19 protein-coding genes are annotated in these 21412 nt (G+C 67.2%); 10 read left to right on the plus strand and 9 right to left on the minus strand.

What is annotated here, in order from left to right; genetic code table 11:
• Nucleotides 1-280 precede the first annotated feature (280 nt).
• From C5E10_RS01710 to C5E10_RS01730, 5 genes are all read right to left on the minus strand, one after another.
• Nucleotides 281-1087, minus strand: coding sequence for an ABC transporter ATP-binding protein (locus tag C5E10_RS01710; RefSeq protein WP_104243553.1), 807 nt, complete (start codon nucleotides 1085-1087; stop codon nucleotides 281-283).
• The gene (locus tag C5E10_RS01715; protein ID WP_181062590.1) at nucleotides 1084-2103 is read right to left on the minus strand and encodes an ABC transporter ATP-binding protein; all 1020 of its coding nucleotides are present in this window, start codon (nucleotides 2101-2103) and stop codon (nucleotides 1084-1086) included. Before C5E10_RS01715 ends, C5E10_RS01710 begins: the two co-directional genes overlap by 4 nt.
• A complete protein-coding gene (locus C5E10_RS01720) occupies nucleotides 2096-3076 on the minus strand; it encodes a branched-chain amino acid ABC transporter permease (protein WP_104300418.1) in 981 nt (326 codons plus the stop codon). Before C5E10_RS01720 ends, C5E10_RS01715 begins: the two co-directional genes overlap by 8 nt.
• Before the next feature lie 10 nt (nucleotides 3077-3086).
• Nucleotides 3087-4364 (minus strand): branched-chain amino acid ABC transporter permease, encoded by a 1278-nt coding sequence (locus C5E10_RS01725; RefSeq protein ID WP_104243549.1) that lies wholly within the window; start codon nucleotides 4362-4364, stop codon nucleotides 3087-3089.
• Between the two features lie 374 nt (nucleotides 4365-4738).
• Entirely contained in the window at nucleotides 4739-5671 is a 933-nt protein-coding gene (locus C5E10_RS01730; RefSeq protein WP_104330175.1) for a rhodanese-related sulfurtransferase, read from the minus strand.
• A 270-nt stretch (nucleotides 5672-5941) separates the two neighbouring features.
• Here C5E10_RS01730 and C5E10_RS18770 point away from each other — a divergent pair, with 270 nt between their 5' ends.
• From C5E10_RS18770 to C5E10_RS01740, 3 genes are all read left to right on the plus strand, one after another.
• Nucleotides 5942-7195 (plus strand): hypothetical protein, encoded by a 1254-nt coding sequence (locus C5E10_RS18770; RefSeq protein ID WP_146080121.1) that lies wholly within the window; start codon nucleotides 5942-5944, stop codon nucleotides 7193-7195.
• Nucleotides 7196-7350: 155 nt separating this feature from the next.
• A complete protein-coding gene (locus C5E10_RS01735) occupies nucleotides 7351-8283 on the plus strand; it encodes a DNA-3-methyladenine glycosylase (RefSeq protein WP_104330176.1) in 933 nt (310 codons plus the stop codon).
• Between the two features lie 197 nt (nucleotides 8284-8480).
• Entirely contained in the window at nucleotides 8481-8894 is a 414-nt protein-coding gene (locus tag C5E10_RS01740) for an Hsp20/alpha crystallin family protein (protein ID WP_104243543.1), read from the plus strand.
• A 151-nt stretch (nucleotides 8895-9045) separates the two neighbouring features.
• Here C5E10_RS01740 and C5E10_RS01745 read toward each other — a convergent pair whose 3' ends face one another.
• Together C5E10_RS01745 and xylA are read right to left on the minus strand one after the other, a co-directional pair.
• On the minus strand, nucleotides 9046-10485 hold the full coding sequence (locus tag C5E10_RS01745; protein WP_104330177.1) for a xylulokinase: 1440 nt from the start codon (nucleotides 10483-10485) through the stop codon (nucleotides 9046-9048).
• A 155-nt stretch (nucleotides 10486-10640) separates the two neighbouring features.
• A complete protein-coding gene (gene xylA, locus C5E10_RS01750) occupies nucleotides 10641-11834 on the minus strand; it encodes a xylose isomerase (protein WP_104243539.1) in 1194 nt (397 codons plus the stop codon).
• 221 nt (nucleotides 11835-12055) lie between these two features.
• Between xylA and chvE the strand changes: the two genes are divergently transcribed.
• The 4 genes from chvE (at nucleotide 12056) to C5E10_RS01770 (ending at nucleotide 17356) form a co-directional block, all read left to right on the plus strand.
• On the plus strand, nucleotides 12056-13177 hold the full coding sequence (gene chvE, locus C5E10_RS01755; RefSeq protein ID WP_104300638.1) for a multiple monosaccharide ABC transporter substrate-binding protein: 1122 nt from the start codon (nucleotides 12056-12058) through the stop codon (nucleotides 13175-13177).
• A gap of 162 nt (nucleotides 13178-13339) precedes the next feature.
• On the plus strand, nucleotides 13340-14854 hold the full coding sequence (gene mmsA, locus C5E10_RS01760; RefSeq protein ID WP_308471698.1) for a multiple monosaccharide ABC transporter ATP-binding protein: 1515 nt from the start codon (nucleotides 13340-13342) through the stop codon (nucleotides 14852-14854).
• 50 nt (nucleotides 14855-14904) lie between these two features.
• Entirely contained in the window at nucleotides 14905-16059 is a 1155-nt protein-coding gene (gene mmsB, locus C5E10_RS01765) for a multiple monosaccharide ABC transporter permease (protein WP_104243587.1), read from the plus strand.
• Nucleotides 16060-16204: 145 nt separating this feature from the next.
• Nucleotides 16205-17356, plus strand: a complete 1152-nt coding sequence (locus tag C5E10_RS01770; protein WP_104330179.1) for an ROK family transcriptional regulator — start codon at nucleotides 16205-16207, stop codon at nucleotides 17354-17356.
• A gap of 579 nt (nucleotides 17357-17935) precedes the next feature.
• Here the strand turns inward: C5E10_RS01770 and C5E10_RS01775 are convergent.
• Together C5E10_RS01775 and C5E10_RS01780 are read right to left on the minus strand one after the other, a co-directional pair.
• Entirely contained in the window at nucleotides 17936-18916 is a 981-nt protein-coding gene (locus C5E10_RS01775) for a beta-ketoacyl-ACP synthase III (RefSeq protein ID WP_104243585.1), read from the minus strand.
• 108 nt (nucleotides 18917-19024) lie between these two features.
• Nucleotides 19025-19417, minus strand: a complete 393-nt coding sequence (locus C5E10_RS01780) for an META domain-containing protein (RefSeq protein WP_258070956.1) — start codon at nucleotides 19415-19417, stop codon at nucleotides 19025-19027.
• Nucleotides 19418-19458: 41 nt separating this feature from the next.
• Between C5E10_RS01780 and C5E10_RS01785 the strand changes: the two genes are divergently transcribed.
• The 3 genes from C5E10_RS01785 to C5E10_RS19280 all read left to right on the plus strand — a co-directional run bounded on the left by C5E10_RS01785 (nucleotide 19459) and on the right by C5E10_RS19280 (nucleotide 21382).
• Entirely contained in the window at nucleotides 19459-19836 is a 378-nt protein-coding gene (locus tag C5E10_RS01785) for an ankyrin repeat domain-containing protein (RefSeq protein ID WP_104330180.1), read from the plus strand.
• 108 nt (nucleotides 19837-19944) lie between these two features.
• Nucleotides 19945-20445 (plus strand): DUF1990 family protein, encoded by a 501-nt coding sequence (locus tag C5E10_RS01790; protein WP_104330232.1) that lies wholly within the window; start codon nucleotides 19945-19947, stop codon nucleotides 20443-20445.
• A 40-nt stretch (nucleotides 20446-20485) separates the two neighbouring features.
• On the plus strand, nucleotides 20486-21382 hold the full coding sequence (locus tag C5E10_RS19280; RefSeq protein WP_219820308.1) for an AraC family transcriptional regulator: 897 nt from the start codon (nucleotides 20486-20488) through the stop codon (nucleotides 21380-21382).
• Nucleotides 21383-21412: the final 30 nt, after the last annotated feature.

The following is a 21412-nucleotide window of genomic DNA, read 5'->3' on the forward strand; positions in this document are numbered from 1 at the left end:
TCCCTTCCCTCCCCGAAAGCAACCAACGCTGCCCGGCGTTTCCCCCTCTGCGGGCCGTCGCAGCGGGCGAAACGCCGGGCAGCGTTGGTCTCCCTCTGGGGGAGGGGAGCTCTGTGCAGAACCTGGGCGTGGAGCCCCCGGTCCCCAAAGCAACGTTGCCCGGCGTTTCGCCCCCTGCGCAGTCTGACAGGGGGCGAAACGCCGGGCAGCGATCGGCTTCGGCTTCGGCTTCGGGCGGGGCCCGGGCCGGGCGCGGGGGCGGCTGGGTGGATGCTCGCGGCTAGTGGGCCGCGTCGCCGTCCTTCGCCTGTTCGTCGGCCGCGAGCGTGCCGAGGTAGAGGGCGATGACCTTCGGGTCGTTGAGCAGCTCGCGTCCGGTGCCCGTGTACGCGTCCTTGCCCTGGTCGAGCACGTAGGCGCGGTCGCAGATCTGGAGGCAGCGGCGCGCGTTCTGCTCGACCATGATGACGGAGACGCCGGCACGGTTGATCTGGCGCACGCGCAGGAACGTCTCGTCCTGACGGACCGGGGAGAGGCCTGCGGACGGCTCGTCGAGGAGCAGCACCGATGGGTCCATCATGAGGGCCCGCGCCATGGCAACCATCTGCCGCTCACCGCCGGAGAGGGAGCTCGCGCGCTGCTTGCGGCGCTTCCCGAGCTCGGGGAAGAGGTCGGCGACGAACTCGAACCGCTCGTTGAAGACCTTGGGCCGCAGGAAGAGCCCCATCTCGAGGTTCTCCTCGATCGTGAGCGACGGGAAGACGTTGTTGTTCTGCGGCACGAGCCCGACGCCCTTGGCGACGAGCTTGTCGGCGCGCAGGCCAGTGATGTCCTCGCCTTTCAGCATGACGCTGCCGCCGCGGATCTTGATCTGCCCGAAGATGGCCTTGAGTACTGTCGACTTGCCGGCGCCATTGGGCCCGATGATGCCGATGAGCTCGCCGGGGTAGGCGTCGATCGAGCATCCGTTGAGGATGTTCACGCCGGGCAGGTAGCCGCCGACGAGGTCGATCGTCGACAGCACAGCGTCGCTTCTGGGGGTCGTCGCTGTCGCAGAACCGGATGCGTTTGGCGTCGTCTCGCTCATTTGCTGTCACTCTCCGTCGTCTCGGTCCCGGGCTTCGTCTCGGCGATCTCCTCGGCGATCGTGGTCGTCCCGAGCACTTCGGCCTCGTACTCGGCCGCCGCTTCGACGCCCTGTTCCTCGGCGATGCGCTCGACTTCCAGCTCCTGGATGTCGAGGTCGCCCAGGTCCTGGTCGTGGTGCGCGCCGAGGTAGGCGTCGATCACGGCCTGGTCCTTCATGACCGTCTCAGGCGGGCCCTCCGCGACGATCTGACCCTCCGCCATGACGACGACCCAGTCGGAGATGTTCGTGACCATGTGCATGTCGTGCTCGACGAAGAGCACCGTGGTGCCGTCGTTCTTGAGCTCCTTGACGTGGCCGAGGAGTGACTGCACGAGGGCCGGGTTGACGCCGGCCATGGGCTCGTCGAGCATGATGAGCTTCGGGCTGCTCATGAGGGCGCGGGCCATCTCGAGGAGCTTGCGCTGTCCGCCGGAGAGGGATGCCGCGTAGTCCTCGCGCTTGGCGTCGAGCTTGAAGCGGGCGAGGAGCTCGTCGGCCTTCTCGGTGATCTCCTTCTCGCGGTCGCGCCACAGCGGCTTGAACAGTGCGCGCAGCATGCCCTCGCCGCCTTGCTCGTCGGCGCCGAGGAGCATGTTGTCGAGCACCGTCATGCGCCCGAGGGACTTCGTGAGCTGGAAGGTGCGGACCATGCCGGAGCGGGCCACCTTGAAGGCGGGCACGTTGGCGAGGGAGGTGCCGTCGAACGACCACGTGCCCGTGTTGGGCTTGTCGAAGCCCGTCAGCAGGTTGAACATGGTCGTCTTGCCGGCGCCGTTGGGGCCGATGAGCGCCGTGATCTTGCCGCGCGGGATCTCGAGGTGCTGCACATCCACGGCAGTGTTGCCGCCGAACTGGCGGGTGACGCCGTCGGCGATGACGATCGGGTCGACCTTCTTGCAGCCGGGGCCGACCTTGCCGTCGACGAACTCGTGGGTGGGGAGGATGCCCGTTGGCGGGCTCGTCTGCTCAGGCACTGAAGCTCAGCTCCTTCTTGTTTCCGAAGATGCCCTGGGGTCTGAAGACCACCAGCAGCATGAGCGCGATTCCGACGATGATGAAGCGCAGCTGGCCTGCCTGCGTCGTCGAGAGGAAGGTGATCGCGCCCGATTCGATCGCGCCGTACAGGATGCCCTGCGTGAGCGAGAGCACGACCCAGAAGATCATCGCCCCAACGATGGGGCCGAAGATCGTCGCGGCTCCACCCAGCAGCATGATCGTCCAGATGAAGAACGTGAGACCCGTCGTGTAGTTCGCGGGTTGAACGGCTCTCGGCAGGATGAAGATGATGCCGGCGAGGGAGCCGAGGAGGCCACCCGTGATGAGCGCCTGCATCTTGTAGGCGAAGACGTTCTTGCCGAGGCTGCGCACGGCGTCCTCGTCTTCGCGGATGCCGCGGACGACGCGACCCCACGGGCTGCGCATGAGCGCCCACACGAGGAGGGTCGCGAGGATGACGAGGCCCCAGCCGACGATGCGGGTCCACCAGTCGTAGGCGTTGTAGGTGAAGGGGCCGAAGCCGTAGGTACCGTCGGGGATCGGGTTGATGGCCGCGAAGGTTCCCTTGAAGCCGTTCAGGCCGTTGGCCGCGCCCGTCACGGGGGTGAGGCCGGTCGTCGTCACGATGTACCGCAGGATCTCGGCGGAGGCGATCGTGACGATGGCCAGGTAGTCGGCCCGCAGCCGCAGCGTCGGGACGCCGAGGATGAACGAGAAGACGATCGAGACGACGATGACGCACAGCACGGCAGCCCAGATGGGCCAGCCGAGGCTGATCGTCGGGATCGCGAACGCGTACGCGCCGAGCAGCATGTACGCGGCCTGGCCGAAGTTGAGGAGGCCGGTGTAGCCGAAGTGGATGCCGAGGCCGATCGCGGCGAGCGCGTAGGCAGCGGTGGTGGGGCTGAGGAGCTCGCCGATGGCGTTGCTCAGGATGTTTGACCAGTCCATGGTTCGTCTCCTAGCCGACTCGCTCGCGGCGGCCGAGAATGCCCTGGGGCCTGACGAGCAGGACCAGGATGAGGATGAGGAGCGCCGCCGCGTACTTGAGGTCGGCGGGGATGAAGAGGGTCGAGAGCTCGACGAAGATGCCGACGACGAGCGAGCCGACGAGGGCGCCGTAGGCGGAGCCGAGGCCACCGAGGGTGACGGCGGCGAACATCAGCAGGAGCACCTGGAAGCCCATGTCCCATGAGGATTGGCGGTAGAGGGCGAGCATGACACCGGCGAGGGCGGCGAGGCCACCTGCCGTGGTCCACACGATGCGGATGATGCGGTCGACGTTGATGCCGGAGGCGCTTGCGAGCGACGGGTTGTCGGACACGGCCCTGGTGGCCTTGCCGACGCGGGTGCGCGTCAGGAACAGGGCCACGAGGAGGAGCGTGACGATCGAGATGCCCATGCTGAGGAGCGAGCCCGTCGTGATGCGCACGGGGCCGAACTCCACGGCTCCGCTGAGGCCCACCGAGCTCATCGGGAGGATCGCTCCGCCGAAGAAGAACTGGTAGAGGTACCGGAGTGCGAGGCCGAGGCCGATGCTCACGATCATCGCCGGGACGAGGCGCACACCGCGCTTGCGGAGCGGCTTCCAGAGGGTCGCGTCCTGGAGCCAGCCGAAGGCGGCGCCGAGGATCACGACGACGATGATGGCGACGAAGATGTTGAGCCCCATGACGACGGCGAAGAGCCAGGCCATGAGTCCGCCGAAGGTGACGAGCTCGCCGTGTGAGAAGTTGTTCAGCCCGGTGGTGCCGAAGATGAGGGTGATGCCGATCGCGCCGAGCGCGATGAGGAGGCCGAAGTTGAGGCCGGCGACGAGGCGCTCGATGAGCTGCGAGCCGAAGTTGCTGCTCTGCCTCGTGTCCTCTCCGAGCGCGAAGAGGCGTCCGACGTTGGTCGTCGACCACTCGTCCTCGGTGACCTCTGCGGTGGCGCCGTCCTCGTTCCGCAGGTCGATGCCGTCTGGCAGGGTCTCCGTATCGAGCGTGACCGTGTAGTTGCCTGGGCCTGGGACGGGCACGCGCCAGCGGCCGTCTTCACCCGACTCCACCGTCTCGGAGTAGCCGTCGCCGTCGACGGTGAGCGAGACGCCGGCGACGGGTTCTCCCTCGTAGTTGAGGATGCCGCTGATCGAGTACGGCGACTCCTCGTCGACGGGGTCGGCTGCCGCGTTCGCGGGGCCGGCCATCGCGAAGACGCCGAGGAACGCGAAGAGCGACATCGCGAGTGCTGCGAGCATTCGGTGGGTTCGGGTGAGCCGGGAACGCCGGGCGGTCGCTGAGCGCGGACCGGCTGGCGTGAGCGGACTGGGGAGAAGGGGCACGGAGTACCTCCAGTGCGAGTCGGGCTGGGCACGACGACTGAACGAGATTCTGGAACTGCTATTTCTGCAAGCGAGGATTCGCCACTCTGCGAATCTACGGATGGTTTGTATCGGCAATGTTTCACTGCCGCTACACACGATAGTCGCGCGGAAGGCGCTCTGCTCGCCGCCAGGAGCCTCAGCGCGCAATTTTGTTCTACGTCACCACAAATATGGTGCTCCAGTGCGGCGCAGTGTGCCGCCACATCCAAGATCTCCGATTTGTGAAGATGTCTTTCGTCTCCGGCGTGTCACCGACCGGATGGTGCCCCCGCCGCGGCACTGAGGCCCGCGGGCGTGTGCTCGGGACAGTGGAGTGCGCGCTCGCCGCAGTCCGCACAGGCGACGAAGCGTTCCCTGCAAGAGGGGTCGCTGCAGTTCTGGGTGCGGTGCGTGGGCCTCTCGCATTCGCGGCAGCGGCCGAGGACGTCGGTGTCGGGGCCGAACTCGAGGTGCTCGCGAGCGTCGAAGACCGCGAGGGAGCCCTTCCAGAGTCCCTCGTTGCCGAACTGCTCCGCGTACCGGACGATGCCGCCGTCGAGCTGGTACACCTCGCTGAAGCCGCGCTTGAGCATGAGCGCTGAGAGGACCTCGCAGCGCACGCCTCCCGTGCAGTAGGTGACGACGGGCTTGGACTTGAGGTCGTCGTACTTGCCCGATTCGAGCTCGGCGATGAAGTCGCGGGTGGTTCCGGTCTCCGGAACGATGGCGCCCTCGAAGCGGCCGATCTGCGCCTCGATCGCGTTGCGGCCGTCGAAGAAGACGATCTCGTCGCGCGATTCGACGAGTGCGTGCAGCTCGTCGGGGGCGAGGTGGGTCCCGCCGCCCTTGACGCCGTGCTCGTCGACCTCGAGCTCGCCCGGCGCCCCGAAGCTGACGATCTCGTCGCGCACCTTCACGCTGAGGCGTGGGAAGTCGAGGCTCTGTCCCAGCTCGTCGAGTCCAGTGCCCTCCGACCACTTGTAGTCGGCGTCCTTGAAGGCCGCGTACTCCCGGGTGGTGCGCACGTAGCGCTTGAGCGCGTTCAGCTCGCCGCCGAGGGTGCCGTTGATGCCGTCCTTGGAGATCAGGATGCGCCCACGCAGCCCCAGGGACGCCGCGAGGTCGCGCTGCCAGAGGCGGATCGCCTCCGGGTCGGCGAGGGGCGCGAAGGCGTAGTAGAGCACGATCTTGGGGACAGCCATGAGGACGATTTTAGGTGAGGGCGCGTGCTGGCCAGGGGCAGACGTTCCGTCCATCATGCGAAGGGATCTCAAGTGCGGCCAGCCGGCCAGCAGGGCCAAAGACAGCCCTTGGTGTTGGATCGAAGAGGTATCTCACAGATCATCTGCTGGTCGGTGGAGCCGTGTCGTCAACTCGCGTATTTGTTCAGAAAAACCTTCTGGGTGCCGAAGGATCCGCAAATATTCCCAGTTTGTCTTGTGTGGGCCGGGTCTGCCTCTATTATCACGCAGGTGACTGAATTTAAATTGGAGCCCTCTTTTCCTAGTGAACGCCGCCAATGGCGCGCCTCATTGGTTCAACTCATAGCCGTCAGCCTGATTGCCCTTCTGCTCTACTCTCTACCGTTGGTCGTGCCGTTTCAGGCGGCCCTGTCGTCGACTTCATCCGTCGGTGATTGGGAGGCGCTCGGAACAGTTTTCACGACTATCGGAGCTTCGGTTCTCGATGGGGGTGTTGATGCCTTCAGTGTGGTGGTCACATTGCTCGCCGGTTTGTATGTCCTCGTGGCCGGCGGGCAACTATCCGGCTCGTTGGCGATCCCAAAAGTGCAGCGCATTCTCGCCACGGCGGCGATATCACTTGTTGGATTCTTGTTTCCGGCGCTTCTTTTCAGTTGTATTGCGGTTTTGAACCAACCGGCCGAGCTCGGAAAGTTCATGCTTGTCGCCCCACTTGGGGCGGTGGTTGTAGTTCTGGCGACGCTCCTTGGCGAGTTCGTTGTCTACACCTCGCAAGAGCAGCTTCGCGCGAATATGGCGGCAGTTGCTAGGTCAGAGTCACTGATTCAAGGAATTGCCGCGAAACGTGAGGTGATGGTCACCTCGGGAGTCGTTGCTGTGAGCTGGGTGCAGGCTATAGGGCAAGCGAACATATGGCGGCGTCGACTCAGGATCGTTTTTGCTTCGTCACTCCTCGCAACGCTCGCGAGTGCGGTTCTAGCTGGCGCTTTGCTTGCTATCCAATACTTGAATTCACAGATCTACTTTCAGTTCTGGATGAACTCGAATCTCGTGGTTCTTCTGGCGGGATTTATTCTATCCGTGGTAGTTGCAATGCTCTCCGGTGAGTCGGCGCGAGAGCGCTGGGCGAGTGATACGTCATTCTCGAAATACGTTACCCGTGTGGCTATGGGTGCCGTGCTTTTCTTAATTCTGGCTTTTGGTTTTCTTCTCGGCATGTCGTTGGCTGAAAATCATGGATGGCTAGTCGGTTCGGTGTTCATTGTGACTGCCTGTGGACCGAGCCTTTTCATCTCGATCTCCACCCTGCTGCCAAACTCTCGCATCGGACTCGTTGGAATGCGACAAGCGGAACTCGATCTTGAGTCTCGGGTTAGATCGGGTCGAGCGAAGATCGCGATACTTGAACGAGACCTCGAAGAGCGAGCGGCTAGTTCAAGCGACTTGCGCGAGAGTTTCCTGAGGCGAGTATTTCGCAGCTTCGGCTATCAGAAAGTGGATTCTAGGTCCAATGAGCGAAGATGAGCAGGATCTCTGACCGCTGATAGGTGAGGATCGCTCCCTCGCGAGTTGCGGAGTCGCGTTGATTCGAATTTCTCATAGGTCGCTATCGCACTGGCCGCGAGTCGCGGCGTGTGTCGGGAGGATCGAATGTCCGTGGGTCTGCGTACCCTTGCGGCATGCCAGATCGGGTCATGTCGCTCTATCGGCCGGCGTCGCCGGTCGATGTGCAGCAGACCCTGTCTCCCCTCATGCGGGGCAGGCGAGATCCGACGTGCTGGGTGCATCCGGTGTCGCGCGACGTGTGGCGCACGTCCCACGCGCTGGCGGGAGGCGCGACCACGGTGTTCCGCCAGGCGCGGGAGGGGGTGCGGGTCGTGTCGTGGGGTGCGGCTGCCGAGATCGCGGTCGACGAGGCTCCCACGCTGCTGGGCTGCGACGACGACTGGAGCGAGCTCCGTCTCGACGCTCTGCCGGAGCTGGCGGATGTGCGGCGTCGGAACGAGGGGCTGCGGCTCCCGAAGTCGGGTGCGGTGTTCGAGGCGCTGAGCGCGGCGATCATCGAGCAGAAGATCACGGGCCTCGAGGCGCATCGCGCGTGGGACATCCTGCACCGCGACCACGCCGACGCGGCGCCAGGGCCGGCCGGTCTCGTGCCGCGGCACATGCGCCTGCCGCTCACGCCGGAGCAGTGGCGGCGCATTCCGAGCTGGGACTGGCACCGGGCCGGCGTCGACTACTCGCGGTCCGGCACGGTGATCCGCGCGGCGACGGTCGCCTCGGCGCTGGAGCGAACGAGCAGCCTGCCGACGGGGTCGGAAGAGCCGCTCCGCCGTCTTCGCTCGATCGTGGGCGTCGGCGTGTGGACGGCCAACGAGACCGTGCAGCGCTCGCATGGCGACCCCGACGCTCCGAGTTTCAGCGATTACCACATCCCCAACATGGTCGGGTGGGCGCTCGCGGGCTGCGACGTCGACGACGACGGCATGCGGGAGCTGCTCGAGCCGTGGCGCGGACACCGCGAGCGGGTCGTGCGGCTCATCAAGCTCGCGGGCAACCCGCGCCCGAAGCACGGCCCCCGTATGACCGTGCAAGACCACCGCTCCCACTGAGCTCTGCGCCCGGCGCCGACCTGCGCCGACCTCCTCTGAGGGGTGTTCGCCCACGGCTGAGGGGGTTTTCAGCAAACTTTCTGGCACTCGATGGGGCAGAGTGCTAATTTTCTGCTCAAGGAAGTTGACACCAGTCGACTCAAGTTCACCGCACCGTCTCGCGCTGACGAGCGTGCGTACAAGGAAGGGAAAACGACATGGCACGCGTCTTCGATCCGTTCCAGGAGATGGAACGACTTTTCCAGGGAGCACCGAACAGCCCGCGTTCGATGCCCATCGACCTCTACCGCGAGGCCGACCACTACATCCTCACCGCCGACCTGCCCGGCATCGACCCGAGCTCGATCGACGTCGACCTCGACGGCCAGCAGCTGACGATCCGCGCCGAGCGCAGCACGGTCAACGCCGAGGGCGCCAAGTGGCTCGTCCGTGAGCGCAACGGCGGCAGCTACCTCCGCCAGTTCACGCTCGGCCAGGGGCTCGACACCGAGCGCATCGCGGCGAGCTACGAGCACGGCGTGCTGACCGTGACCGTGCCGGTGAGCGAGCGCGCGAAGCCACGCAAGATCGAGGTCGAGAGCGGCACGAAGGTCGAGACCATCCAGGCCTGAGCGGCCCGGTGATCGCAGCTTCGTGATGCGGTCCCTGTGACGCAGAGAGGGGCAGCGCCAGCCGGCGCTGCCCCTCTCTGCGTGTCCCCGCGTCTGTGGGGCGGTGCGTCTCTGCGCTGGTCCTCGACGCGCGCTCGCGCCTTCGTTCGCGTCAGGCGGCGTGGAGTCCCGTTCCTGCCTCTTCGGTCTCGCGGGCGAGCTTCGCGGCCGCCGCGTAGCGGCTGCGGAGCGCCGAGTCAGGGGCGGGCTCGAGGCGAGCGATCGTCTCGACGGGCCAGTCCGGACGTGTCCCAGTCGCCACCCAGGCAGCCTGGCGAGCCGCGCCGTCGGCGACGTACTCGCCGGGTGCCGGGATCTCGACTGGCACGTCGAAGAGCGTCGGCGCGACGGCGCGGACGCCCTCGCTCAGCGCTGCACCGCCGATGAGCATGACTCGCTTCGCCTCGACGCCGAGCGCACGGTGGGCGTCGAGTGCCTGCGCGAGGCTGCCGAGCATGCCCTCGACTGCGGCCCTGGCGAGGTTCTCGCGGGTGAACGAGCCGCGGGTCATGCCGAGGAGCGACGCGGTCGCATCCGGCAGGTCGGGGGTGCGCTCGCCGTCGAGGTACGGCACGAACGCCAGACCGCCAGAACCGACGGGGGCGGATGCGGCCAGTCGACCGAACTCCTCGTGGTCGACGCCGAGCACCTCGGCGGTCGTGTCGATGACACGTGCCGCGTTGAGGGTCGCGGAGAGGGGAAGGAACGCTCCCGTCGCGTCCGCGAACCCGGCCAGCCCACCGCGGGGGTCGACCACCGGTCGGTCGGCGACGGAGAAGACGGTGCCTGAGGTGCCGATCGAGACGACGACATCGCCCGCGCGCGCGTTGAGGCCGAGCGCCGCACCAGCGTTGTCGCCGGCGCCCGCGGCGACGAGCGCGCCGGCCGGCGTCTTCCCCGCGACCTCGTCCGGTCCGAGCACACGGGGCAGGATGGCGTCGTGGCCGAGCGCCGCGATGAGCAGCTCGCGGTCGTAGTCGAGCGTGAACGGCGACCAGTAGCCGGTCCCCGACGCGTCGGAGCGGTCGGTCGTGAGCTTCGTCAGGTCTGGGCCGAGGGGGCTCTCGCCTGCTGGGCCGTAGCCGAGGAGGCGCCACGTGAGCCAGTCGTGGGGGAGGGCGACGGCCGCGACGCGCGCCGCGTTCTCGGGTTCCGCATCCCGCAGCCAGCGCAGCTTCGTGATGGTGAACGAGGCGACGGGCACGAGTCCCGTGCGCTCGACGAGCGCATCCTGGCCGAACTCGGCGATGAGGTCGCGTGCTGCGCCTGCGCTGCGGGTGTCGTTCCAGAGGAGGGCGTCGCGGACGACACGGCCCTCGGCGTCGAGGGCGACCATGCCGTGCTGCTGGCCTGCGACGGAGATCGCCGCCACGTCGTCGAGCCCGCCTGCGGCCTCGGTCGCGCCCTGAACGGCAGCCCACCAGTTCGCCGGGTCGATCTCGGTGCCGGGGAGGTGAGCGGCGCGCCCCTGGCGGACGAGCGCACCCGTCTCCGCATCGCGGATGACGAGCTTGCAGCTCTGCGTACTCGAGTCGAAGCCGGCGACGAGCATGGTGGTCTGCTTTCTGTAGGGCGAGTGCTGTGTTGAGGTTCAGGCGCTGGTCGAGCATGCACGACAGAGCTGGGGCGGATGCACGCGCGTGGTGAGTGCATCCGCCACAGCTCTGCGCGGGGGGACGGGGAACCCGTCAGTCGGTGGGACGTGGGCTAGCCGCGTGCGCCCATGAGGTGCTCGAGCGCGAGCTGCTGCAGGCGCACGAAGCCGAAGCCCTTGCCGTTGAAGTACGCGTCGGCGTCGAAGTCCTCGAAGGCGGAGCGGTCGGCGAGGAAGTCGTCGTAGGTCTCGCCCTCGCCGAGCGTGTTCGTGGACAGCTCGTCGACGCGGGACGCCGCGAGAGCCTCCTGCACCTCGGGGTCGGCGCGGAAGGCAGCCGCGCGCTCCTTGAGGAGGAGGTAGGTGCGCATGTTCGCTGCCGCCGACTCCCAGACGCCCGTCTCGTCCTCGGTGCGCGAGGGCTTGTAGTCGAAGTGACGCGGGCCCGTGTAGGTCTGGCCGCCGTTGGGGCCGCCGTTCTCGAGCAGGTCGACGAGCGCGAACGCGTTCTGCAGGTCGCCGTGGCCGAACACGAGGTCCTGGTCGTACTTGATGCCGCGCTGGCCGTTGAGGTCGATGTGGAAGAGCTTGCCCTGGTAGAGGGCCTGCGCGATGCCTGCCGCGAAGTTGAGGCCGGCCATCTGCTCGTGCCCGACCTCGGGGTTCACGCCGACGAGCTCCGGGCGCTCGAGGGTCTCGATGAAGGCGAGTGCGTGGCCGACTGTGGGGAGCAGGATGTCGCCTCGGGGCTCGTTCGGCTTCGGCTCGATCGCGAAGCGGATGTTGTAGCCCTTGTCGGTGACGTAGTCGCCGAGGAGGTTGACGGCCTCGCGGTAGCGCTCGAGGGCCTGGCGGATGTCCTTCGCGGAGTCGTATTCCGCACCCTCGCGGCCGCCCCACATGACGAACGTCTCGGCGCCGAGCGACGCGGCGAGGTCGAGGTTGCGGAGGACCTTGCGCAACGCGAAGCGACGCACGTCGCGGTCGTTGGAGGTGAAGCCGCCGTCCTTGAACACGGGAGCGGAGAAGAGGTTCGTCGTGACCATCGGAACGACGAGCCCGGTCGCATCCAGTGCACCACGAAGGCGGGAGATCTGCGAGTCGCGGACCTCGTCACTCGAGCCGAACGGGAAGAGGTCGTCGTCGTGGAAGGTGAGGCCGTAGGCACCGGCTTCTGCGAGCTTCTCGACGACGTGCACGACGTCGAGGTCGGCGCGCGTCGGGCCGCCGAACGGGTCGGTCCCGTTGTAGCCGACGGTCCACAGACCGAATGAGAACTTGTCTGCGGGGGTGGGAGTCAGAGACATGGGAGTCCGTTCTAGGTATCGTCGTTGATAAGTTCCAGAGAGCAACATATAGCACTTCGTTGTGTCACTTCCACCACCAGTTCCCGATGGGACAGGGTTCGGATGGCCCCTGGGGCTAGTTTTGTCACGAATCTGACACGGGGTTGCACAACCTGACCCAAGTGGGTATATGTTTGGCGCGACAACTTAGGGCAACACATTTCAGAGAGGAAATGACCGTCATGTCAGCAACGAAGAAGTTGCTCGGTCTCGCAGTCGTTGGAGGCCTCGCACTCGGTCTCACCGCATGCGACGCGCCAGCAGACCCAGCAGCAACCGGCGAAGCAGGAGCAGCAGTCGAGGTCGAGAGCGTCGGCATCTCGATGCCCACCCGCGAGCTCGAGCGTTGGATCAACGACGGAGCGCAGCTCCAGAGCAAGCTCGACGAGGCAGGCTTCACGACCGACCTGCAGTACGCCGAGAACGACCCGGACACGCAGATCTCGCAGATCCAGAACCAGATCGCATCCGGAGTCGACGTGCTCGTCGTCGCCGCCATCGACGGCTCGGTGCTCGCACCGGTGCTGCAGGATGCGGCTGACGAAGGCGTCACGATCATCGCCTACGACCGCCTCATCAACGACACGGAGAACGTCGACTACTACGCGACGTTCGACAACTACGCGGTTGGCAAGCTCCAGGGCGAGTACATCGTCGACAGCCTGGACCTCGAGAACCAGCCCGGCCCGTTCTACCTCGAGCCCTTCGCAGGCAGCCCGGACGACAACAACGCCAAGTTCTTCTTCTCCGGAGCCTGGGACGTCCTCAAGCCGTACATCGACGAAGGCAAGCTCGTCGTCGGCTCCGGCAAGTCGCCGGCATCGAACGACGACTGGGCCTCCGTCGGCATCCAGGGCTGGGAGAGCGCTGGCGCTCAGGACGAGATGGAGACCCGTCTCGCCTCGAACTACGCCGACAAGAAGGTCGACGTCGTCCTCTCGCCGAACGACAGCCTCGCCCAGGGCATCGCGGAGGCGCTCGTCTCCGCCGGCTACACGCCCGGCTCCGAGTGGCCCATCCTCACGGGTCAGGACGCTGACAAGGCATCGGTCACGAACATCCTCGCCGACAAGCAGTCGATGACGGTCTGGAAGGACACCCGCCTCCTCGGCGACCAGGTCTTCGCCATGGTCGAGTCGCTCAAGGCAGGCACCGAGGTCGAGGTCAACGACACCGAGAGCTACGACAACGGCGTCAAGGTCGTTCCCTCGTACCTCCTCGACCCCGAGGTCGTCACGAAGGACACCGTGCAGGAGAAGCTCATCGACAGTGGCTTCCTCAAGGCATCGGACGTCGGACTCTAACGAGTCACCGACACCACACTGAACGCGCTCGGGCTGGCTGTGCCCCCACACCAGCCCGAGCGCGCTTCTGTTGCAGCTCGCGCCCTCGAGGCGCAGCAGTGCCGAGCGTTGACGCTCGGAAAGTGAGACGGAGCAATGGTGCAAGACGACACAATCCTGAAGATGTCGAACATCGTGAAGGAATTCAGCGGTGTGCGAGCCCTCGCGGGCGTCGACATCGAAGTCCGTCGCGGCGAGGTGCACGGCATCTGCGGCGAGAACGGCGCGGGCAAGTCGACGCTCATGAAGGTCCTGAGCGGCGTCTACCCGTACGGCACCTTCGAGGGGACCATCGAGTTCGATGGCCGCGAGGTGCGGTACAAGACCATCAACGACAGCGAGCAAGATGGCATCGTCATCATCCACCAGGAGCTCGCCCTCAGCCCCTACCTGTCGATCGCGGAGAACATCTTCCTCGGCAACGAGATCCAGCGCTTCGGCGTCATCGACTGGGACGAGACCAACCGCCGTGCGGCGGAGCTGCTCAAACGGGTCGGCCTCAACGAGAACCCCGCAACCGTCATCCGCGACATCGGCGTCGGCAAGCAGCAGCTCGTGGAGATCGCCAAGGCGCTGTCGAAGGACGTGAAGCTGCTCATCCTCGATGAGCCCACCGCGGCGCTCAACGACGAAGACTCCGCGCACCTGCTCGGCCTCATCGAGCAGCTGCGCGAGCAGGGCATCACGTCGATCATCATCTCCCACAAGCTCAAGGAGATCCGGCGCATCGCAGACCGCGTCACGATCATCCGCGACGGGGCGACGATCGACTCGATCGACATGACCGAGCCGGATGCGACCGAGGGTCGGATCATCCGCGCCATGGTCGGCCGCGAGCTCTCCTCCATGTTCCCGCCCCGCGAGGCGGTCATCGGGGAGGAGAAGCTGCGCGTCGAGAACTGGACGGTGCACCACCCGGCCGACCCGAGCCGCAAGGTCGTCGACGACGTCTCGTTCCACGTGCGCGCCGGCGAGATCATCGGCTTCGCAGGCCTCATGGGCGCAGGCCGCACGGAGCTCGCCATGAGCATCTTCGGGCGCAGCTACGGCACGAACATCTCCGGTGAGGTGTACAAGTCGGGACAGCTGATCTCCACGAAGACGATCAACGAGTCCATCAAGAACGGGCTGGCCTACACCACCGAGGACCGCAAGCACCTCGGCCTCAACCTCATCGGCGACATCCAGGCGAACATCTCCGCGGCGGCGGAAGGCAAGGTCTCCCGCTGGGGAGTCGTCGACGGCATCAAGGAGAACGGCGTCGCCGAGGGCTACCGCAAGTCCATGAACATCAAGACGGCGAGCGTCGCGACGCTCACGGGCAAGCTCTCCGGCGGCAACCAGCAGAAGGTCGTGCTCAGCAAGTGGCTGCAGACCGACCCTGACGTGCTGTTCCTCGACGAGCCCACCCGCGGCATCGACGTCGGCGCGAAGTACGAGATCTACGGGCTCATCAACAAGCTCGTCGAGCAGGGCAGGGCGGTCGTCGTGATCTCCTCCGAGCTCCCCGAGCTGCTCGGCCTCGCCGACCGCATCTACACGATCTCCGAAGGACGCCTCACGGGTGAGGTCTCCAGGGAGAACGCAACACAGGAACTGCTCATGCAGTACATGACCGCTGGAAAGGACGAGTCGTGACCACCACGAACACCGAGGCCGCGAACGAAGCAGGCACCCGGAAAGTGAGGATGTCGGTCGACGTCCGCCAGTACGGGATCCTCGGCGCACTCGCCGTCATCATCATCCTGTTCCAGATCCTCACCGGCGGGAAGCTCCTGCTGCCCGCCAACATCAACAACCTCATCCAGCAGAACGCGTACGTGCTGATCCTCGCGGTCGGCATGATCATCGTCATCATCGCTGGCCACATCGACCTGTCGGTCGGCTCGGTCGTCGCCGTCGTGGGCGCCATCACGGCCATCGCCATCACCCAATGGGGGCTGCCGTGGTTCGCGGCCGTGCTCATCGGCCTCGCGGCCGGGGCGGTGATCGGCATCTGGCAGGGATTCTGGATCGCCTACGTGGGCATACCGGCGTTCATCGTGACGCTGGCGGGCATGCTGCTCTTCCGAGGCCTCACGCTCGTGCTCCTCACGGGTGGAACGATCAACGCGCTGCCCGACGAGTTCGTCGCCATCGGCAAGGGCTCGCTGCCGCAGTCGATGGGCACGATGCTCGGCGGACACGACGTCGTCACGATGCTCATCGCGCTTGTCGTCGTCGCAGCCGTCATCGGAAGCCAGCTCCGCACCCGCGCACGCCGCAAGAAGCTCGACCTTCCCGTCGAGCCCGGGGCCGCCCTCATCGCGAAGCTCGCGATCGTCGCCATCGCAGTCCTCGCGTTCGCGTGGCTGCTCTCGGCACACAAGGGCCTGCCGATCATCCTCATCATCCTGGCCGTGCTGATCATGCTCTACACGTTCATCCTGCAGCGCACCGTCTTCGGCCGGAACGTCTACGCCATGGGTGGCAACCTCTTCGCGGCCAAGATGAGCGGTGTGCGCACGGAGCGCGTCAACTTCCTCATCTTCGTCAACATGGGTGTGCTCGCGGCGCTCGCCGGCATCGTGACGACGGCCCGCGCAGGTGGTGCCGTCGCCTCAGCCGGCAACACCTACGAGCTCGACGCCATCGCGGCGGCGTTCATCGGCGGCGCGGCCGTGACCGGTGGAGTTGGTACGGTTATCGGCGCAGTCATCGGCGCGATGATCATGGGTGTCCTCAACATGGGACTCTCGATCCTCTCGGTCGACTCGGCCTGGCAGTCGGTCATCAAGGGCCTCGTGCTGCTGCTCGCCGTGGCGATCGACGTGCTCGGCAAGCGCCGAGGCGGACGCAGCTGATCGATCTCCGTCGCCCGCGCTGAACCCAGCGCGGGCGACGGAACGGCTCGGCCGAGCGCCAGCCTGCCCGGAACCAGAACCTGAAGCAGCACCAGAATCGAAACCAGACACGCACTGCCGTGACGAGCGAGAGAAAGAGGACGGCATGGCCACCGATCGTGTCGCCTCTTCGAACCTCTCCCTCATCCTCGAACGCCTCCACCGCGGTGGACAGGCGTCCAGAGCGGAGCTGACCCGGGAGACGGGCCTCAACCGCTCCACCATCGCTGCGCTCGTCTCCGAGCTCGCCGACCGCGGCATCGTCGAGGAGCACGAGCCCGTCGCGACGAATCTCGTCGGCAGGCCGAGCCCCATCGTCGGCGTCTGCGACAAGATCGTCGCCGTCGCGGTCGTGCCGGAGGTGGACGCCCTCAACGTGGGTGTCGTGAGCTTCCGCGGCGAGCTGCTGAAGCGCATCCGCTTCGAAACCGAGAAGCCGCCGACCGCGAGAGAAGCGGTCGCCATCGTGAAGGCCCTCGTCGAGGGCCTCAGCGAGAGCCTCGACACGCTCTACGAGTGCGTCGGCATCGGCGTCGCCGTGCCAGGACTCGTCCGGGCCTCCGACGGATTCGTGCGATGGGTTCCCCACTTCGAGTGGCGAGACGTGCCGCTCGCCGAGCAGCTGCAGAAGGCCACGGGCCTGCCGGTGCTCGCCGCGAACGACGCCAACCTCGGCGCGGTCGCCGAGCACATCTTCGGCGCCGGTCGCGGCATCAGCAACATGCTCTACATGAACGGCGGCGCGAGCGGCATCGGCGGCGGCATCATCGCCGACGACCGACTCCTGCACGGTGTCGCCGGCTACGCGGGCGAGTTCGGGCACAACCTCGTGGCGACTCCGGCGGCGCTCGGCAACTCGGGCGACGACGAGCTCGAGCGTGTTGTCAGCAGGCGTCGCCTGCTCGCCGCCCTCGGCACGAAGAGCGCCAGCGACGACGAGCTGGAGCGGATGCTGCAGCAGAACATCGACCCGGCGGTGAAGCTCGAGACGCACCGCCAGCTCGGGGTGCTCAGCGTCGGCGTGCGCAACATGATCAACATCCTGAACCCCGAGCGGGTGGTGCTCGGCGGGTTCCTCGGCGTGCTGCTGGACCTCGAGCGCGACTACTTCCTCGAGATCCTCGCCGAGCACACGCTCGCCCCGAACTACGGCGAGGTCGAGGTGGTGCGGGCCGGGCTCGGCAGCGACCTGCTGTTCATCGGTGCCGCCGAGCTGCAGTTCCAGGCGCTCATCGAGCGCGCCCACCTGCGCCGCTAGCGTCCGCCGCTCGGCCCCTCCCGCTCGCCTCGCCGCGCCTCGCCGCGCCTCGCCCGCCTCGCCGCGCCTCGCCCGCCTCGCCGCGCCTCGCCCGCCTCGCCGCGCCTCGCCCGCCTCGCCTCCCGTGCTTCGGGCTGGGTAAGTCACGTCGTTCGGGGAATCTTCCCGGCACGAAGTGATTTTTCCATCCCGAAACGGATCTCGCGGGGCGAGCGAGTGGGGCTTGCGCCGGGTGAGCGCGTTGGGTCCGTGGCTCCGAGCATCCGTCGTTCGGCTCCTCCCGCGCCTGGCCTCCCAGGTCTCTCCTGCCCCTCCCGTGCTTCGGGCTGGGTAAGTCACGTCGTTCGGGGAATCTTCCCGGCACGAAGTGATTTTTCCATCCCGAAACGGGATCTCGCGGGGGCAGCGAGGGCCTTACGGGGCCTACGGGGTTTATGCGGGCATGCGCGAGCCGCTTTTGCCCCTCCAAGACTTCGGGCTGGGTAAGTCACTTCGTTCGGGGAATCTTCCCGGCACGAAGTGATGTTTGCATCCCGAGACGGGCTCTCGCCGGGCGCGCGCGGGGGACGCTTGTGGCGTCTACGCGGGGTTGCGGACCTCGGGGAACGCGATGACCTGACCCGAGTAGCAGAATCCGCCCCCGAAGCCGAGCAGGAGGGCGGGGCCACCGGGCTCCGCGACGCCAGCCTCGACCTGCTTGGCGAGGGCGATGGGGATGGAGGCGGCTGAAGTGTTTCCCGAGTAGACGACGTCGCGAGCGACCACGTCGTCGGCGAGGCCGAGCTGCTTGCCGAGGGCGTCGATGATGCGCAGGTTCGCCTGGTGCGGGACGAACGCGACGAGCTCGTCGGCTCGCACCCCGCCCTTCGCGAGCGCATCGATCGCGACGTGCTGCGCCTGCGTGATGGCCCAGCGGAAGACGCTGCGGCCCTCCTGCTCGAAGCGGCCGGACGGCTGCTGGATGCGCACGAGGTTGCCGAGCTCCGGCTGCGAACCCCACGCGACGGGGGCGACGCCGGGCGTCTCACTGCGCTCGAGCACGACCGCCCCGGCGCCGTCTGCCATGAGGATGGCGGTGGTGCGGTCGGTCCAGTCCATGAAGTCGCTCATGCGCTCTGCGCCGATGATGAGGGCGCGGCTCGCGGAGCCAGCGCTGATCGCCTGGTCGGCGACGGCGAGCGCCTGCGAGAAGCCGGCGCATGCCGCGTTGAGGTCGAAGGCGACGGGGTGCGTCGCGCCGATGCGGGTCGCGACCTGCGCGGCCGTCGACGGCGAACGGTCCATGGCCGTCATCGTCGCGACGATGACCATGTCGATGTCCGTGCCCTGCACGTCCGCGGAGAGGAGCGCCTTGACGCCGGCAGCGGCGGCCAGGTCGGTGACGCTCTGCCCGTCTGCGGCAAGTCGGCGCTCGCGGATGCCGACGCGTGACGTGATCCACTCGTCGCTCGTGTCGAGAGTCTGCGAGAGCTCATCGTTCGTCACGATGCGCTCCGGCGACTCGTAGCCGACTCCGACGATGCGCGAGTGCACTGGCTGAGGCTGGGGGAAGGAAAGCATGATCAACGCAGAATCCTACCCTCCGGTCAGTGCTGGTCTCTGTGGGGGTATTCGGAGCGTGCGCGTCGCCCGGATTGCCGCATCGACCGGGCTCGCCCGGGGTGCGCGTCAGCTTCGGGGGAGCGCGCCGATCTCGTCACCGGCTTCGTTGTAGATCACGAGCGAGTCGCCGTCGACCGAGGCCGACGTGGCGCCGATGAGCCAGGTGTCGACACCCTCGCAGAACATCATCGTCGACGCGAGGGCTCCGAACTCGATCTTCCCGTCGGTCTCGCTCCAGTCGCCCATGAGCCGATTGCAGCCGTCGTTGCCCGTCACCCTGCCGTCGTCGGAGAGGCGCAGGCCGGGTTCGCCCTGGCCGCTCGAGTCGGGGGTGCCCCAGGTGCCGGCCGCCGACGCGGCTGTCTGCGCGCATCCGCTGAGGAACAGGAGGGTCGCTGCCGCGACTGCGATGCTGACGCCGATGGTCTTCACGAGGGCTCCGATGCTTGGGGTGGCCACATCGTAGCGAGTCGAGCCGGAGCGGCGGATACCCTGTTGCCATGCCCGAACTGACGCCAGAACAAGTCGAGACGCTGACGGAGCTCGCGATGGGCTGTGCTCGCCGCGGCGACAGCCAGACGCTGGTGGATCTCATCGACCAGGGCATGCCCGTCGACCTGCAGGATGACGCAGGAAACACCGCGCTGATGCTCGCCGCGTACAGCGGTCACGCGGGGGCCGTTCAGGCGCTCATCCGTCACGGAGCCAATGTGGACCTGTGCAACGCGCGGAATCAGTCGCCCATCGCGGGGGCGCTCTTCAAGGGCGAGGACGAGATCGTGCGCCTGCTCCGGGACGCGGGCGCGGACCTCGACGCGGGAACGCCGACGGCGCGCGCGACCGCGGAGATGTTCGGGCAGACGCACCTGCTGAGCTGACCGTCCCGACTGGAAGTGGGAACCGGCAACGGGAGACCTGCGGTGCAGGAACCGAGCGCTCCGGAACTCGAGCTCGCCGAAGGGTCGGCGCACTGCCAGGCTGGGGGCATGGCCACGTCCGTTCCGCAGGCGCTCACGCAACCGCACCTCGACGTGTGGCGCCCCGAGGCGGGGCGGCTCCGACGCTTCGAGAAGACGGTCACCCTCGGCGACGGGGATGCGCTGTGGGAGCGCGCCGCGGCAGACGTGCTCCTCTGGCGAGTCAAGACGCGCAGCGGGTTCGAGGTGCACCCGGACGGGGCCCCTGCAGCCGCGGGGGCGCGCCCCACGATCATCGCCGGGTGGGCTGGGGTGCGCATCCAGGAGCCCGTCGAGGTCGTGGCCGTCGTCGACGAGCCGACGAGGGTTGGGTTCGCCTACCGGACCCTGCCGGGGCATCCCGTGCAGGGCGAGGAGGCGTTCATCGTCCGGCGAGTGGATGCTCGGGTCGAGTTCACGATCCGCTCACTGACCAGACCGGCACCATCGGGACCTTGGCGCACGCTGTTCCCGCTCCTCCGGGTCGCGCAGATCGTGGCGCGGCGGAGGTACGAGCGCGCGCTTCGGTGAGGCGCGGAACAAGCGCCGGGTCCGTGGCGTTCGACTCAGTGTGACGACCACGATGCTGCAGGCGCCCCCGAGTGACGCGTTCGACCGCGCCCTCGCCTCCCTGGAGTGGACGCTTGTCGGATCGCACCGCCATCGGCTCGCTGCTGGGGAGCCGATCGTGCGTCGCCATGCCGGTCCGGGGTTCGTGTTCGTCTTCCGTGGCGCCGTCCGACTCTCGAGCTTGGGGGCACCGGTCGTGGACCTCGCGGCGGGTGACCTGGTCTTCTTCCCCAGGGAGCACGTGTCCTCGGTGCTCGCGAGCGTCGAAGCCGAGTTCATCGACGTCGGCTTCGAGGAGGCGCCACAGGCGCAGACCGCGGCCGAGGCGCTGCCGGCATCCCTGATCGTGCGTGACTTCGCCGCGCAGGAGCCCTCGATGGTGGCGCTCATCGACGGCATGGCGTGCGCCTGGAGTCTCGGGGGCGCTCACCCTCGGCCGGGTGACGCCGTGATCTGCAGCCGCATCGCGACGACGATCGTGTCGACGGCGCTCCGCGCCTGGAACGAGGCCGGATGCGCGCCGGCAGGCTGGTTGCGTGACGTCGCCGAGCCGCAGCTCGCGGCCGCCCTCGAGGCCCTCCACCAGAAGCCGGGCGACCCGTGGACGCTCGACGAGCTCGCCCGCGTCGCGCGGATGTCGCGCTCGGTCTTCGCCGCACGGTTCCAGGAGTCCGTCGGCGAGACGCCCATCGGATACCTGACGCGCGTGCGCATCGAGACGGCCAAGGGGCTGCTCCTGCGGAGCGAGCTGACGATCGGGGCGGTCGCGAGCGGGCTCGGCTACGAGTCGCAGGCGGGCTTCAGCCGCGCGTTCCAGCGGCACACTGGATCCACGCCCGGACGCTGGCGTGCCGAGGCGAGATCACGGTCGGAGCGAGGGATGCGCGTCAGCTCCTGACGCGCATCCGCTCGACCTGGGCAGGCGAAC

The organism is Pseudoclavibacter sp. RFBG4 (genome assembly GCF_002931515.1).
Classification (GTDB): domain Bacteria; phylum Actinomycetota; class Actinomycetes; order Actinomycetales; family Microbacteriaceae; genus Pseudoclavibacter.

Bases quoted from the DNA above. Each gene is read 5' to 3' on its own strand.
- C5E10_RS01785 (WP_104330180.1), top strand. From the start codon at position 19,459: ATGCCCGAACTGACGCCAGAACAAGTCGAGACGCTGACGGAGCTCGCG.
- C5E10_RS01725 (WP_104243549.1), bottom strand. From the start codon at position 4,364: ATGCTCGCAGCACTCGCGATGTCGCTCTTCGCGTTCCTCGGCGTCTTC.
- chvE (WP_104300638.1), top strand. From the start codon at position 12,056: ATGTCAGCAACGAAGAAGTTGCTCGGTCTCGCAGTCGTTGGAGGCCTC.
- C5E10_RS01790 (WP_104330232.1), top strand. From the start codon at position 19,945: ATGGCCACGTCCGTTCCGCAGGCGCTCACGCAACCGCACCTCGACGTG.
- C5E10_RS01775 (WP_104243585.1), bottom strand. From the start codon at position 18,916: ATGCTTTCCTTCCCCCAGCCTCAGCCAGTGCACTCGCGCATCGTCGGA.
- C5E10_RS01735 (WP_104330176.1), top strand. From the start codon at position 7,351: ATGCCAGATCGGGTCATGTCGCTCTATCGGCCGGCGTCGCCGGTCGAT.
- C5E10_RS01740 (WP_104243543.1), top strand. From the start codon at position 8,481: ATGGCACGCGTCTTCGATCCGTTCCAGGAGATGGAACGACTTTTCCAG.
- C5E10_RS01730 (WP_104330175.1), bottom strand. From the start codon at position 5,671: ATGGCTGTCCCCAAGATCGTGCTCTACTACGCCTTCGCGCCCCTCGCC.
- xylA (WP_104243539.1), bottom strand. From the start codon at position 11,834: ATGTCTCTGACTCCCACCCCCGCAGACAAGTTCTCATTCGGTCTGTGG.
- C5E10_RS01710 (WP_104243553.1), bottom strand. From the start codon at position 1,087: ATGAGCGAGACGACGCCAAACGCATCCGGTTCTGCGACAGCGACGACC.
- C5E10_RS01770 (WP_104330179.1), top strand. From the start codon at position 16,205: ATGGCCACCGATCGTGTCGCCTCTTCGAACCTCTCCCTCATCCTCGAA.
- C5E10_RS01720 (WP_104300418.1), bottom strand. From the start codon at position 3,076: ATGGACTGGTCAAACATCCTGAGCAACGCCATCGGCGAGCTCCTCAGC.
- C5E10_RS01745 (WP_104330177.1), bottom strand. From the start codon at position 10,485: ATGCTCGTCGCCGGCTTCGACTCGAGTACGCAGAGCTGCAAGCTCGTC.
- mmsA (WP_308471698.1), top strand. From the start codon at position 13,340: ATGTCGAACATCGTGAAGGAATTCAGCGGTGTGCGAGCCCTCGCGGGC.
- mmsB (WP_104243587.1), top strand. From the start codon at position 14,905: ATGTCGGTCGACGTCCGCCAGTACGGGATCCTCGGCGCACTCGCCGTC.